We start from the raw sequence: 15,369 nt of genomic DNA, 5'->3' as shown, positions 1-15,369 counted from the left end.
CGCTGTATGTCAGAAGTATTGGATAAAAAATGGTATGTTGTAAGAGCTGTAAGTGGTCAAGAAAACAAGATTAAAGGTTATATAGAGGCGGAAGTTGCCAGACTTGGTTTTGAAGATTATTTAGAGGAGGTCTTGGTGCCTACCGAAAAAGTGGTTCAGATACGTAACGGTAAAAAAATAAACAAGGAACGTGTTTATTTTCCAGGTTATATCATGATCAAGGCCAATCTTGGTGGGGAAATGATACATATTATTCGTTCTATTACCAATGTAATCGGATTTTTAGGAGAGACAAAAGGGGGAGACCCTGTGCCATTGAGGAAGTCTGAGGTAAATAGAATGTTAGGTAAGGTGGATGAATTGGCGGTTAAAACCGACAGTGTCGCCATACCATTTGTGTTTGGTGAAACCGTAAAGGTAATAGATGGACCTTTTAATGGTTTTAATGGAACCGTAGAAAAAATAAACGAAGAGAAGCGTAAGCTAGAGGTAATGGTGAAAATCTTTGGAAGAAAGACCCCGTTGGAGCTCAGCTATATGCAGGTAGAAAAAATTTAATAAGAACTGTTACATGGTTAAAAGTGGTGTTGCTTCCAATTTAACACCCTTTAAATTTAATTTTAAACAATGGCAAAAGAAGTAAGTAAAGTAGTTAAACTACAAGTTAGGGGAGGTGCAGCGAATCCGTCGCCACCGGTTGGACCCGCTTTAGGTGCTGCCGGGGTCAACATTATGGAGTTCTGTAAGCAATTTAATGCGCGTACACAGGACAAGGCTGGTAAAGTATTACCGGTTGCGATCACGGTTTATAAAGACAAGTCGTTCGACTTCGTCGTAAAGACACCGCCGGCGGCAGTTCAGTTAATGGAAGCGGCTAAGATTAAAAAAGGATCTGGCGAGCCTAACAGAAACAAGGTAGCGAGTGTATCTTGGGATCAGGTAAAGTTGATCGCTGAAGACAAAATGGCTGATTTAAATGCCTTTACGGTAGAATCGGCTATGAGTATGGTAGCGGGTACAGCTAGATCTATGGGTTTAAAAGTTTCAGGCACTAGACCTTTTTAAAATCTTAAAAGCAATTTAGAATGGCAAAATTAACAAAGAAGCAAAAGGAAGCCCACAGTAAAATAGATAAGAACAAACTCTATAATGTACAGGAAGCTTCTGCTTTAGTAAAAGAAATAACCAATACAAAATTTGACGCATCTGTTGAATTGGCGGTACGTTTGGGTGTAGATCCTAGAAAAGCCAATCAAATGGTACGTGGTGTAGTTACACTTCCCCATGGTACTGGTAAGGATGTTAAGGTTTTGGCTTTGGTAACACCGGACAAAGAAGCTGAAGCCAAAGAGGCTGGAGCTGATTTTGTAGGATTGGACGAATATTTGGATAAAATTAAAGGCGGTTGGACCGATGTTGATGTTATCATCACTATGCCAAGCGTTATGGGTAAATTAGGACCTTTAGGTAGGGTGCTGGGACCACGAGGTCTTATGCCAAACCCTAAAACCGGTACGGTGACCATGGATGTGGCCAAAGCGGTTTCTGAGGTAAAGGCTGGTAAAATAGATTTCAAGGTAGATAAGACAGGTATTGTGCATGCGGCTATAGGGAAAGTTTCTTTCTCTGCAGAAAAAATAGCTGATAATGCCAATGAACTATTGGATACCTTGGTGAAATTAAAGCCAGCAGCGGCAAAAGGCGTGTATGTGAAAACTATTTTCATGTCCAGTACTATGAGCCCTAGTGTAGCATTAGATCCAAAAGTAGTTTAACTGGTAGTTAAAAATTTTTATTATGACAAGAGAAGAAAAATTAAATGTTATACAAGATTTAACTGCACAGTTAGGGGATAGCTCTACTATATATTTAGCAGACATTTCCGGATTGAATGCCGAAACAACATCGGCTTTGAGAAGGGCTTGTTATAAGGCAGATATAAAACTTGCTGTAGTTAAGAATACATTGCTTGCAAAGGCAATGGAAGCTTCGGAAAAAGATTTCGGTGATCTTTCCACTGTATTGAAGGGGAATACTTCTTTGATGTTTTCGGAAACCGGAAACGCACCTGCAAAACTTATCAAAGCCTTTAGAAAGAAGGCCGATAAGCCTTTGTTGAAAGGGGCATACATTGCCGAGGCAATATATATTGGTGATGATCAATTGAATGCTTTAGAAAGCATTAAGTCTAAGGAGGAAATGATTGGCGAGGTTATTGGATTGTTACAGTCTCCAGCCAAAAATGTTATTTCTGGACTTAAATCTGGTGGAGGTAAACTTGCCGGTATTCTTAAGACATTATCAGAAAAATAATACGTACGCACTAAAAACAATTATATTTTAAAATTTTATTAAACGATAGAAAAATGGCAGATTTAAAAGATTTCGCAGAACAATTGGTTAACCTTACAGTTAAAGAAGTAAATGAGTTGGCTGATATTTTAAAAGAAGAATACGGTATAGAGCCTGCAGCTGCTGCAGTTGCTGTTGCTGCTGGTGGCGGTGCTGCTGACGGTGGTGATGCTGCCGAAGAAAAATCAGAATTTGATGTTATCTTGAAAGCGGCCGGTGCTTCTAAATTGGCTGTAGTTAAATTGGTTAAGGAATTAACTGGTTTAGGATTAAAAGATGCTAAGGACATCGTTGATAGCGCACCAAAAGCCGTTAAGGAAGGTATTGCTAAGGACGAAGCTGAAGGAATCAAAAAATCTTTGGAAGAAGCAGGAGCAGAAGTTGAGCTTAAATAGTAGCAACAACCATTATTATTTTGGTTTAGGTCTTTCCGCTTTTTGTGGCTAGACCTAAGCCTTTTTATACATACAGTGTATAGAGGTGTACACTACCCAGTTATAGTATTCACGATCAAAATTTTGTCCATAGATGTTCACAAATCAGACTGAAAGAATAAGTTTCGCATCCGCTAAGAACACGCCGAATTATCCGGATTTCTTGGACATTCAGATTAAATCATTTCAAGATTTTTTCCAGCTTGAAACTAAATCTGACGAAAGGGGCAATGAAGGCTTGTACAACACCTTCATGGAAAACTTTCCCATTACAGACACAAGGAACCAGTTCGTATTAGAATTTTTAGATTATTTTATTGATCCACCTAGATATTCCATCCAAGAATGTATAGAGCGTGGACTTACCTATAGTGTTCCTTTAAAGGCAAGACTTAAATTATATTGTACAGATCCCGAACATGAGGATTTTGAGACTATTGTACAGGATGTTTACCTAGGGACCATACCTTACATGACTCCAAGTGGTACTTTTGTTATCAATGGAGCAGAACGAGTTGTAGTTTCTCAGTTACACCGTTCTCCCGGAGTTTTCTTTGGTCAGTCTTTCCACGCTAACGGAACCAAATTATATTCTGCCAGGGTTATTCCGTTCAAAGGTTCCTGGATAGAATTTGCAACAGATATCAATGGGGTGATGTATGCCTATATTGATAGAAAGAAAAAATTACCGGTAACCACTCTGTTTAGAGCGATCGGTTTTGAAAGGGATAAGGATATTTTGGAAATATTTGACCTTTCTGAAGAAGTTAAAGTATCCAATGCCGGACTTAAAAAAGTTTTGGGCCGTAAATTGGCTGCTAGAGTATTGAATACATGGCACGAGGATTTTGTGGATGAGGATACCGGTGAAGTGGTTTCTATAGAAAGGAACGAAATTATCCTTGACCGTGATACTATATTGGAAAAAGATCATATAAATGAGATATTGGAAGCTGATGTGAAGACTATTCTTTTGCACAAAGAGAATAATGCACAGAGCGACTATGCCATTATCCATAACACCCTTCAAAAAGATCCTACAAACTCTGAGAAAGAAGCTGTAGAGCATATTTATCGTCAATTGCGTAATGCAGAACCGCCCGATGAGGAAACTGCACGTGGAATTATTGATAAATTGTTCTTTTCCGATCAACGTTATAATTTAGGTGAGGTTGGGCGTTATAGAATGAACAAAAAATTGGGATTGGATATTGGAATGGACAAGCAGGTCTTGACCAAGGAAGATATCATTACCATTATAAAATATTTGATCGAGTTGATCAACTCCAAAGCGGAGATTGATGATATTGATCACCTTTCCAATCGTAGGGTTAGGACAGTTGGTGAACAATTGTCCCAGCAATTTGGAGTTGGTCTTGCACGTATGGCCAGAACCATCCGTGAGCGTATGAACGTACGTGATAACGAAGTGTTTACCCCAATAGATTTGATCAACGCAAAGACTTTGTCATCGGTGATCAACTCTTTCTTCGGGACCAACCAGTTATCCCAGTTCATGGACCAGACCAATCCATTGGCAGAAATTACACATAAGAGAAGGTTATCCGCATTGGGGCCTGGTGGTTTGTCTAGGGAAAGAGCAGGTTTTGAGGTGCGTGATGTTCACTACACGCATTACGGAAGACTTTGTCCTATTGAAACACCTGAAGGACCAAATATTGGTCTTATTTCCTCTCTATCAGTTTTTGCCAAGGTTAACCCAATGGGCTTCTTGGAAACACCTTATCGCAAGGTAGAGGACGGGGCGGTAGATATTAATGAATTTACCTATTTAAGTGCCGAAGAAGAGGAAGGAATGAAGATTGCCCAGGCAAATATTCCTATGGATGAAAAGGGCACTATTACTGCAGAGAAAGTAATTGCCAGGGAAGAAGGCGATTTCCCAGTTGTAGACCCAGCGGAAATTCAATATACCGATGTGGCGCCAAACCAAATTGCCTCCATTTCTGCCTCCTTGATTCCCTTTTTGGAACATGATGATGCCAACAGGGCCTTGATGGGATCTAACATGATGCGTCAGGCAGTTCCATTATTGAAGCCAGATTCACCAATAGTAGGTACTGGTTTGGAACGTCAGGTAGCTTCAGATTCCAGGGTATTGATCAATGCAGAAGGAGACGGTGTTATAGAGTATGTTGACTCGCAAAAGATCACCATCAAATATGACCGTACCGAAGAGCAAAGATTGGTAAGTTTTGAAGAGGATTCCAAGACCTATGAGTTGGTTAAATTTAGAAAGACCAACCAGGGTACAAGTATTAACCTTAAGCCTATTGTAAAGAAGGGGTACAAGGTTAAAAAAGGCCAGGTTCTTTGTGAAGGATACGCAACGGAAAGTGGAGAATTGGCATTGGGTAGAAACTTGGTCGTGGCCTTTATGCCGTGGAAAGGTTACAACTTTGAGGATGCTATTGTTATTTCAGAAAAAGTAGTACGTGAGGATATTTTTACTTCCATACACGTAGATGAATATGCCTTGGAAGTAAGGGATACAAAATTGGGTGCTGAAGAGCTTACCAATGATATACCCAATGTTTCCGAAGAGGCAACCAAGGATTTGGATGAATACGGAATGATCCGTATTGGTGCCGAAGTAAAACCTGGAGACATCCTAATAGGTAAGATTACGCCGAAAGGAGAATCTGACCCAACTCCTGAAGAAAAATTATTAAGGGCCATCTTTGGTGACAAAGCTGGTGATGTTAAGGATGCCTCATTGAAGGCTTCCCCATCGCTAAGAGGTGTTGTTATAGATAAAAAGTTGTTTTCTAGATCGGTAAAGGATAAGCGTAAACGTTCCGAAGACAAGGAAGAACTGGCTAAGTTAGAGTTGGAATACGAAGTAAAATTCCAACAGTTAAAAGATGTATTGGTAGAAAAGCTTTTCACTTTGGTGAATGGTAAAACTTCCCAAGGAGTATTGAACGATCTTGGAGAGGAAGTACTTCCAAAAGGAAAGAAATATACCATGAAAATGCTTAATGCTGTTGACGATTTTGCCCACTTGGTTGGCGGAAGTTGGACTACGGATAAGGATTGTAATGCCTTGGTAGCAGATCTTTTACATAACTATAAGATTAAATTAAACGACCTTCAAGGAAATCTTAGAAGGGATAAGTTTACCATTTCTGTGGGTGATGAATTGCCAGCAGGTATTATGAAATTGGCTAAAGTATATATTGCCAAAAAGCGTAAACTTAAAGTTGGTGATAAAATGGCAGGTCGTCACGGAAACAAAGGTATCGTTTCCAGAATTGTACGTCATGAGGATATGCCTTTCCTAGAAGACGGGACTCCGGTGGATATCGTATTGAATCCGTTAGGGGTACCTTCCCGTATGAACATTGGACAGATTTATGAAACTGTTCTTGGATGGGCCGGTCTAAAATTAGGAAAGAAATACGCGACCCCAATTTTTGACGGAGCCACTTTGGAGGAGATCAATGCCTATACCGATGAAGCAGGTATTCCAAGATTTGGACATACTTATTTATTTGACGGTGGTACAGGGCAGCGTTTTGATCAGCCAGCAACCGTTGGTGTTATCTATATGTTGAAATTAGGACATATGGTAGATGATAAAATGCACGCACGTTCCATTGGACCATATTCTCTTATTACACAGCAACCATTGGGTGGTAAAGCCCAGTTTGGTGGTCAGCGTTTTGGGGAAATGGAAGTTTGGGCCTTGGAAGCATACGGTGCCTCTGCAACCCTGAGGGAAATATTGACCGTTAAATCGGATGATGTAATTGGTAGGGCCAAAACTTACGAGTCTATCGTTAAGGGTGAGACTATGCCAGAACCTGGTTTGCCAGAATCTTTCAATGTATTGATGCACGAACTTAAGGGATTAGGTTTGGATATTAGATTGGAAGAATAACGAGAATAGGATTTGAACACTATTCCAAACAATTAGAATTAAATTAGTATCAGAATATAGTTATGGCTAGACTAAAAGATAATAATACCATTAAAAGGTTCGATAAAATTTCCATCGGGTTGGCATCTCCAGAAGCTATTTTGGCAGAGTCAAGAGGTGAGGTTTTAAAACCTGAAACTATTAACTATAGAACGCACAAACCTGAGCGGGACGGTCTTTTCTGTGAGCGTATTTTTGGTCCTGTAAAGGATTATGAATGTGCCTGTGGTAAGTACAAGAGAATACGCTACCGCGGTATTGTTTGTGATCGTTGTGGGGTAGAAGTAACGGAGAAAAAAGTACGTAGGGATAGGGTAGGACACATTAATTTGGTGGTTCCTGTTGCCCATATCTGGTATTTCCGTTCGCTACCAAATAAAATCGGTTACCTTTTAGGTTTGCCTTCCAAGAAATTGGATATGATTATTTACTACGAGCGCTATGTAGTAATTCAGCCAGGTATTGCCAAGGGGCCAGATGGTGAGGAAATTCAGAAAATGGATTTCTTGAGTGAAGAGGAATACCTTAACATTATGGAAACCCTTCCACAAGAAAACCAATATTTGGAGGATACCGATCCCAATAAATTTATTGCTAAAATGGGAGCGGAATGTCTAATCGATCTTTTAGAGCGAATAGACTTGAGCCAATTGTCTTATGAGTTAAGGCACAAGGCCAATACCGAAACCTCCAAGCAACGTAAGACAGAGGCCCTTAAAAGGCTTCAGGTTGTAGAAGCCTTAAGGGAATCTCAGGAAAACAGGGAAAACAAGCCAGATTGGATGATCATGAAGGTAATACCTGTTATTCCACCGGAATTGCGTCCCCTTGTTCCTTTGGATGGAGGGCGTTTTGCAACTTCGGATCTTAACGATTTGTATAGAAGGGTTATTATCAGAAACAATCGTCTAAAAAGATTGGTGGAGATAAAGGCACCAGAGGTGATTCTTAGAAATGAGAAACGTATGCTTCAGGAAGCTGTAGATTCTTTATTTGATAATACACGTAAGGCATCTGCAGTAAAAACGGAATCCAATAGACCGTTAAAATCACTTTCCGATTCCTTAAAGGGAAAGCAAGGACGTTTCCGTCAAAACCTTTTGGGTAAACGTGTAGATTATTCGGCTCGTTCGGTAATTGTTGTTGGACCTGAAATGAGGTTGTTTGAATGTGGATTGCCAAAAGATATGGCTGCCGAACTTTACAAACCTTTTGTAATTCGTAAGTTGATTGAAAGGGGTATTGTAAAAACAGTGAAGTCTGCCAAGAAAATTATAGATAAGAAGGAGCCCGTGGTTTGGGATATTCTTGAAAATGTATTAAAAGGACACCCTGTACTATTGAACAGGGCCCCTACGTTGCATAGATTGGGTATTCAGGCATTTCAGCCAAAACTGATAGAAGGTAAGGCAATTCGCTTGCATCCATTGGTTTGTACGGCATTTAACGCGGATTTTGATGGGGATCAGATGGCGGTTCATTTGCCATTGGGACCAGAGGCTATTTTGGAGGCCCAGCTTCTAATGTTGGCATCTCACAATATTTTGAATCCAGCCAATGGTTCGCCTATTACCGTACCATCACAGGATATGGTATTGGGTCTGTATTATATGACCAAGGAAAGAAAGTCTACCCCAGAAGTACCTGTTAAGGGAGAGGGACTAACTTTCTACTCTGATGAAGAAGTGGTAATTGCCTTTAATGAGGGTAGATTGCACCTTAACGCAGGAATTAAAGTAAGGGCGAAAGATTTTAATGAGGCAGGAGAATTGGTCTATCAGATTATACCAACCACAGTAGGTAGGGTATTGTTTAACATGGTAGTGCCAGAGCAGGCAGGATATATCAATGAGGTATTGAACAAGAAGTCGCTTAGGGATATTATTGGTAATATATTAGGTGTTACCGATGTACCTACAACAGCTGATTTCTTGGATAAGATAAAGACTATGGGATATGAATTCGCTTTTAAAGGTGGATTGTCCTTTAGTTTGGGAGATATTATTATCCCACCAGAGAAACACGAGATGATTGCCGATGCAAACGGACAGGTTGATGGTATTATGGCCAACTATAACATGGGGCTTATCACCAATAACGAACGTTATAATCAGGTGATTGATGTTTGGACCTCTACCAATGCCATGTTAACGGAATTGGCTATGAAGCGTATCCGTGAAGATCAGCAAGGATTCAACTCTGTGTATATGATGTTGGATTCTGGGGCAAGGGGTTCTAAAGAGCAGATCCGTCAGTTGACCGGTATGCGTGGATTGATGGCAAAACCTAAGAAATCTACTGCCGGTGGTGGGGAGATTATAGAAAACCCCATCCTATCCAACTTTAAGGAAGGTCTATCCATTCTTGAATATTTTATATCTACCCACGGTGCCCGTAAAGGACTTGCGGATACGGCCTTGAAAACGGCGGATGCAGGTTACCTTACACGTCGTTTGGTGGATGTTTCCCAAGATGTTATTATCAATATAGAAGATTGTGAAACATTAAGAGGTGTAGAGGTTGAGGCGCTTAAAAAGAACGAAGAAATAGTTGAAACCTTAGGAGAGCGTATTTTAGGTAGGGTAGCCCTTAATGATGTATATGATCCAATTTCCCAAGAATTGCTGTTGACTGCAGGTCAGGAGATTATGGAATCTGACGTTAAGAAGATAGAAGCATCGCCCGTAGAGAAAATAGAGGTGCGTTCTGCACTTACCTGTGAGGCCCAAAAGGGTATCTGTGGTAAATGTTACGGAAGAAACCTTTCTACCAATAAGATGGTTCAACGAGGAGAAGCTGTTGGTGTTGTGGCCGCCCAATCTATTGGGGAGCCAGGAACACAGCTTACCTTGCGTACTTTCCACGTTGGGGGTATTGCAGGGAACATCTCTGAGGATAATAAATTGGAATCCAAATTTGCAGGTATTGCGGAAATAGAGGATCTAAGAACTGTAACCGGCGTGGACGGAGAAGGAAAGGATTCTGAAATCGTGATATCCAGGACTTCTGAGATTAAAATAGTTGATCCTAAAACAGGAATAACCCTAAGTACCAATAACATTCCTTACGGTTCCCAATTGTTTATCAAGAACGGAGCTAAAATTGAAAAAGGTGAGCTTGTTTGTTCTTGGGATCCATATAACGGGGTTATTGTTTCGGAATTCCCTGGGAAAATCGCTTATGAGAATATAGAACAAGGGGTCACATACCAAGTTGAGATTGATGAGCAGACTGGTTTCCAAGAGAAGGTTATTTCTGAATCCAGAAATAAGAAATTGATTCCTACATTGTTGATCAAGAACGATAAGGATGAAGTATTGAGGTCTTATAACCTTCCGGTTGGTTCACATATTATGGTTGATGATGGCGATAAGATCAAAGAAGGAAAGATCTTGGTTAAGATACCACGTAAATCGGCTAAGGCTGGTGATATTACCGGGGGTCTTCCAAGAGTTACCGAATTGTTCGAAGCGCGTAACCCATCTAACCCAGCTGTTGTTTCCGAGATAGACGGGGTAGTATCATTTGGTAAGATAAAAAGAGGTAATCGTGAGATTATCATTGAATCCAAATTGGGCGAGGTTAAGAAATACTTGGTTAAGCTATCCAATCAGATCCTTGTTCAGGAAAATGATTATGTACGTGCAGGTATGCCGTTGTCCGATGGTTCAATTACACCAGAGGATATCCTGGCAATAAAAGGACCTTCAGCTGTTCAGCAGTACTTGGTTAACGAAGTACAGGAAGTATATCGTTTGCAAGGGGTGAAAATTAACGACAAGCATTTTGAAGTAGTTGTACGTCAAATGATGCGTAAAGTGCGTATAGAAGATCCGGGTGATACTATTTTCTTGGAAAATCAATTGGTTCACAAGGATGATTTTATCCGTGAGAACGATGAGATTTTTGGACAGAAGGTAGTTGAGGAAGCTGGGGATTCAGAAAACTTAAAACCAGGTCAGATTGTTAGTGCCAGGGAATTAAGGGATGAAAACTCTATTCTTAAACGTAACGATAAGAATTTGGTTTCTGCCAGAGATGCTATTGCAGCTACGGCAACCCCAATACTTCAAGGAATAACAAGAGCGTCCTTACAGACTAAATCATTTATTTCGGCAGCTTCTTTCCAAGAGACAACCAAAGTATTGAACGAAGCCGCGGTTAGTGGTAAGGTAGATACCTTGGAAGGCTTGAAAGAGAACGTAATTGTAGGTCATAAAATACCTGCAGGTACGGGAATGAGAGATTATGAAAATATTATCGTAGGCTCCAAAGAGGAATACGATGAAATCATGGCCCGAAAAGAAGAATTGAAATTCTAATATAATAAACCTCGGTGTACAGCACCGAGGTTTTTTTTTTTGCTATATATGACCGCCAATGTTTGGGTCGTTTTAATTGAAAGGTAAATAATAGATAATCATTTTTAGAATGAGCGATAAAGATCAAAAACAAAAACAGATAAATATAGAATTGGATGAAAAAACAGCCGAGGGAATATACTCCAACTTGGCTATCATTAACCATTCTGTCTCTGAGTTTGTAGTGGATTTTATTAGTATGATGCCGGGTGCGCCCAAGGCTAAGGTTAAGAGTAGAATAGTACTTACGCCACAGCATGCTAAGAAATTCCTTAAAGCATTGAGCGATAATGTTAGTCGCTTTGAACAGACCCATGGTACCATAAAGGATTATGAGCAACCGCCAATTCCCTTAAATTTTGGACCTACCGGTGAAGCTTAAAACAACAAACCTTCTGCACAATTGCAGAAGGTTTTTTGTTTTAAGCCATTCTTTGTTCCCTTTACTTTTATGGTATACCCTTTATTTAATCAAACTCGGAGGTAAAATGTAGTTTTACATTTGGGTATTTTTGTTGGGTCATCTGAAGGGAGAATTGGGAATCAGCCAAAAACACAAGCTGTTTCCGTTTGTCCATGGCCAGGAATTTTTGTTTAACCCTTTTAAATTCCTTGAATTCTTCACTGTTGTTATCTTGTGGGTCTACCCAACAGGCCTTGTAGACCGGGAAATTTTCATAAGTACATTTAGCACCGTATTCGTGTTCCAGTCGGTATTGGATTACCTCAAATTGAAGGGCGCCAACAGTTCCTATTACCTTTCTGTTGTTCATTTCCAAGGTAAATAACTGGGCAACACCTTCATCCATCAATTGATCTATACCTTTGTAAAGCTGTTTGGCTTTCATTGGATCGGCATTGTTGATATATCTAAAATGTTCGGGAGAGAAATTAGGGATACCTTTATAGTGTAGCAATTCACCTTCCGTTAGGGTGTCACCTATCTTAAAATTTCCTGTGTCATGTAGTCCAACTATATCGCCAGGATAGGAAATGTCCACTATCTCTTTTTTTTCAGCAAAGAAGGCATTTGGACTGGAGAATTTTAATTTTTTATTCTGACGTACATGTAGATAGGGTTTATTCCGTTCAAATGTTCCAGAGACAATTTTTATAAAGGCCAATCTATCCCTGTGTTTAGGGTCCATATTGGCATGTATTTTAAATACAAAGCCTGTCAAGTTCTTTTCATCGGCCTGTACCAAGCGTTCTTCGGCCATTTTTGCCCGTGGCGAGGGCGCAATGTCTATAAAACAATCTAGAAGTTCCCTTACCCCAAAATTGTTAAGGGCAGAACCAAAAAATACAGGTTGCTGTGTTCCTTTAAGATAATCCTCCGTGCTAAACGGTGGGTATACTCCGTTAACAAGCTCAAGGTTTTCCCTAAGTTCATTGGCTGCTTTCTCCCCAATAAACTCTTCTAGTTGTGGGCTGTTAATATCGTCAAAGGCAATAGTGTCCTCAATATTTTTTTTACTATCCCCACTGAAGAGGTTGATGTTCTTTTCATAAATATTGTAAATACCCTTAAAGTCATATCCCATTCCAATGGGGAAACTCAAAGGGGTCACAGATAGTCCCAGCTTTTGTTCAACCTCGTCCAATAGGTCAAATGCATCCTTACCTTCCCTGTCCAGTTTGTTTATAAAGACAATCATTGGAATGTTCCGCATTCTACAAACCTCCACTAACTTTTCGGTTTGTTCCTCCACCCCTTTTGCAACATCAACTACTACAATAACACTATCTACAGCGGTTAAGGTCCTAAAAGTGTCCTCGGCAAAATCCTTATGACCAGGAGTATCAAGGATATTTATTTTTTTATCCCTGTAGATGAATGCCAGAACGGAAGTAGCAACAGATATTCCTCGTTGCTTCTCAATTTCCATAAAGTCGCTGGTTGCACTTTTCTTTATTTTATTGTTCTTTACAGCACCCGCTTCCTGTATGGCCCCCCCAAATAACAGCAACTTTTCCGTTAAGGTAGTCTTCCCGGCATCGGGGTGGGATATTATCCCGAAAGTCCTTCTTCTCTCTATTTCGTCCCTAAAACCCATTGATAGTTTAATTTCGGCAAAAATAAGTCAAATTAATTTTTTCAACGACCATTTCCGGCTAAATAGGGTTTTGAAATTATAAATTGTGGTATACTGCATTTTAGGTCTTATTAATCTCTAATTAAGTGCTCCTTTGATGGTTATTTAGACGGACGTAAACTAACTAGGCTCCAATATTAACAGGTGTGGGAAAGGGATTGAATCTCAGTTTTGAGACCTATCCAACTATGCTTATTTATAATTAAATAATTATAATAGTTTGTTTTAATTGTTAACATGTGGGTCAAAATAATGGTGATTGTGACAGGCCTTAATGGAATTCAGGGAAGCCGTAATAGTATTTATTTTGAGGAAATGTTGGAATTGGAAAGTAAGAAAAAACATAAATATATTGAATTTTTTGTAGGATTTTACAACAGATGAACGGTGGTTATTTTTAGATGAACATAATCTTTTTTAACACTTTGTCGAGTAATATTGTTGTTGGCAGATTTTCTGTGATTTACCACTCAAAATCCTTATGAGTATTGGTATTTTAAGCATATCTTGCATTTATATTTGAAGTTGCCCTAACTTCTTACTACATACAGTACCTATCTAGCCATGGTGATTAGTTGCAGTAAAACTATCATTTATGGAGAAAATTACTTTTGTGAAATTTCGAAAGTTAACTATTCGTTATATTTCACTTATAACCGTTTTTTTTGTTTTTATAATGGGTTCCTCATTTAAAGGGGCTTCAATGGAATTTTCTTCCGTCAACAATGGCGTGGAGACTGATGCCGTTGTTATAAAATCACATACCCTTGAGCATCATCTTGCTGAAAAGGAGCGCTATTTTTCATCCTTTCAAATGGGTTATTCTGTTGTGGATGCCAACCTAAAAATGGAGGCAGGTATAAATGACATCTCCATTATTCCTCCTGTGGATACCGATGGGGATGGGGTTACGGATGAAAAAGAGATTCAGGATGGTACCGATAAAAACGATCCATGTGATTTAATTGTGGCCCATCAAAACTGTTCCCCCTCTACCGAGTGGAAGAATGCGGACTGTGATGGTGACGGGGTGACCAATGAAAAAGAATTGGATGATGATACCGATCCTTTTGATAGCTGTGATTTAATCGTTGCCCATCAAAACTGTTCTCCTTCTACCGAGTGGAAGAATGCGGACTGTGATGGTGACGGGGTGACCAATGAAAAAGAATTGGATGATGATACCGATTCTTTTGATAGCTGTGATTTAATCGTTGCCCATCAAAACTGTTCCCCCTCTTCAGAGTGGAAGAATGCCGACTGTGACGGTGACGGGGTGACCAATGAAAAAGAATTGGATGACGATACCGATCCTTTTGATAGCTGTGATTTGATCGTTGCCCATCAGAACTGTTCTCCCTCTACAGAGTGGAAGAATGCCGACTGTGACGGTGACGGGGTGACCAATGAAAAAGAATTGGATGACGATACCGATCCTTTTGATAGCTGTGATTTGATCGTTGCCCATCAGAACTGTTCCCCCTCTACCGAGTGGAAGAATGCCGACTGTGACGGTGATGGGGTGACCAACGGAGACGAGATTACGGACGGTACGGATCCCCTAGATCCCTGTGACTATAATCCAGATAGTATAACCTTGCCTCAAAGCGGTGATTACTTAACGGCAGATTGTGATGGCGACGGAGTGACCAATGAAGATGAGACCACTGATGGTACGGATCCTTTGGATGGTTGTGATTATGTGGCTGAACACCAAACCCAGCCCACTTCCACAGATTGGAATGCCGTGGACTGTGACGGTGATGGGGTTACCAATGAGGATGAGACCACGGACGGTACGGATCCCCAGGATCCTTGTGACTTTAATCCAGATAGTATAACCTTGCCTCAGAGCGGTGATTACTTAACGGCAGATTGTGATGGCGACGGAGTGACCAATGAAGATGAGACCACTGATGGTACGGATCCTTTGGATGGCTGTGATTATATGGCCGAACACCAAACCCAGCCCACTTCCACAGATTGGAACGCCGTGGACTGTGACGGCGATGGGGTTACCAATGAGGATGAGACCACGGACGGTACGGATCCCCAGGATCCCTGCGACTATAATCCAGATAGTATAACCTTGCCACAGAGCGGTGATTACTTAACGGCAGATTGCGATGGCGACGGAGTGACCAATGAAGATGAGACCACTGATGGTACGGATCCTTTGGATG

At 40.4% G+C, this 15,369-nt stretch carries 9 protein-coding genes and 1 pseudogene; 9 read left to right on the top strand and 1 reads right to left on the bottom strand.

Going from position 1 to position 15,369, the window contains the following annotated elements:
- Positions 1 to 6 precede the first annotated feature (6 nt).
- The 8 genes from nusG to EHW67_RS14965 all read left to right on the top strand — a co-directional run bounded on the left by nusG (position 7) and on the right by EHW67_RS14965 (position 11,472).
- Entirely contained in the window at positions 7 to 558 is a 552-nt protein-coding gene (gene nusG, locus EHW67_RS15000) for a transcription termination/antitermination protein NusG (RefSeq protein ID WP_126163209.1), read from the top strand.
- Positions 559 to 627: 69 nt separating this feature from the next.
- Complete coding sequence (rplK, locus tag EHW67_RS14995; protein ID WP_126163208.1) at positions 628 to 1,065, top strand: 50S ribosomal protein L11; 438 nt, start codon at positions 628 to 630, stop codon at positions 1,063 to 1,065.
- Between the two features lie 20 nt (positions 1,066 to 1,085).
- Positions 1,086 to 1,775: a 50S ribosomal protein L1 gene (gene rplA, locus EHW67_RS14990; RefSeq protein WP_126163207.1), complete on the top strand. Its 690-nt coding sequence runs from the start codon at positions 1,086 to 1,088 to the stop codon at positions 1,773 to 1,775.
- 22 nt (positions 1,776 to 1,797) lie between these two features.
- Positions 1,798 to 2,313 carry a 50S ribosomal protein L10 gene (gene rplJ / locus EHW67_RS14985; RefSeq protein WP_126163206.1) on the top strand — a complete coding sequence of 172 codons (516 nt, stop codon included), beginning with the start codon at positions 1,798 to 1,800 and terminating at the stop codon, positions 2,311 to 2,313.
- Between the two features lie 53 nt (positions 2,314 to 2,366).
- Entirely contained in the window at positions 2,367 to 2,747 is a 381-nt protein-coding gene (rplL, locus tag EHW67_RS14980) for a 50S ribosomal protein L7/L12 (RefSeq protein WP_126163205.1), read from the top strand.
- Positions 2,748 to 2,880: 133 nt separating this feature from the next.
- Positions 2,881 to 6,690 (top strand): DNA-directed RNA polymerase subunit beta, encoded by a 3,810-nt coding sequence (gene rpoB / locus EHW67_RS14975; RefSeq protein WP_126163204.1) that lies wholly within the window; start codon positions 2,881 to 2,883, stop codon positions 6,688 to 6,690.
- Between the two features lie 62 nt (positions 6,691 to 6,752).
- A complete protein-coding gene (gene rpoC, locus EHW67_RS14970; protein WP_126163203.1) occupies positions 6,753 to 11,051 on the top strand; it encodes a DNA-directed RNA polymerase subunit beta' in 4,299 nt (1,432 codons plus the stop codon).
- Between the two features lie 109 nt (positions 11,052 to 11,160).
- A complete protein-coding gene (locus EHW67_RS14965) occupies positions 11,161 to 11,472 on the top strand; it encodes a DUF3467 domain-containing protein (RefSeq protein WP_126163202.1) in 312 nt (103 codons plus the stop codon).
- An 85-nt stretch (positions 11,473 to 11,557) separates the two neighbouring features.
- Here EHW67_RS14965 and EHW67_RS14960 read toward each other — a convergent pair whose 3' ends face one another.
- Positions 11,558 to 13,147, bottom strand: coding sequence for a peptide chain release factor 3 (locus EHW67_RS14960; RefSeq protein ID WP_126163201.1), 1,590 nt, complete (start codon positions 13,145 to 13,147; stop codon positions 11,558 to 11,560).
- Positions 13,148 to 13,781: 634 nt separating this feature from the next.
- On the opposite strand from EHW67_RS14960, the pseudogene EHW67_RS14955 reads away from it, so the two are divergent.
- Positions 13,782 to 15,369 (top strand): annotated as a pseudogene (locus EHW67_RS14955) (hypothetical protein); the annotation flags it as partial.

Origin of the sequence: Arenibacter aquaticus (genome assembly GCF_003957295.1) — a bacterium.
GTDB lineage: Bacteria > Bacteroidota > Bacteroidia > Flavobacteriales > Flavobacteriaceae > Arenibacter > Arenibacter aquaticus.
The sequence above is the reverse complement of the archived record's forward strand: the minus strand, read 5'-3'. Positions and strand labels throughout refer to the sequence as shown.

Bases quoted from the DNA above. Each gene is read 5' to 3' on its own strand.
- EHW67_RS14965 (WP_126163202.1), top strand. From the start codon at position 11,161: ATGAGCGATAAAGATCAAAAACAAAAACAGATAAATATAGAATTGGAT.
- nusG (WP_126163209.1), top strand. From the start codon at position 7: ATGTCAGAAGTATTGGATAAAAAATGGTATGTTGTAAGAGCTGTAAGT.
- rpoC (WP_126163203.1), top strand. From the start codon at position 6,753: ATGGCTAGACTAAAAGATAATAATACCATTAAAAGGTTCGATAAAATT.
- rplK (WP_126163208.1), top strand. From the start codon at position 628: ATGGCAAAAGAAGTAAGTAAAGTAGTTAAACTACAAGTTAGGGGAGGT.
- rpoB (WP_126163204.1), top strand. From the start codon at position 2,881: ATGTTCACAAATCAGACTGAAAGAATAAGTTTCGCATCCGCTAAGAAC.
- EHW67_RS14960 (WP_126163201.1), bottom strand. From the start codon at position 13,147: ATGGGTTTTAGGGACGAAATAGAGAGAAGAAGGACTTTCGGGATAATA.
- rplJ (WP_126163206.1), top strand. From the start codon at position 1,798: ATGACAAGAGAAGAAAAATTAAATGTTATACAAGATTTAACTGCACAG.
- rplL (WP_126163205.1), top strand. From the start codon at position 2,367: ATGGCAGATTTAAAAGATTTCGCAGAACAATTGGTTAACCTTACAGTT.
- rplA (WP_126163207.1), top strand. From the start codon at position 1,086: ATGGCAAAATTAACAAAGAAGCAAAAGGAAGCCCACAGTAAAATAGAT.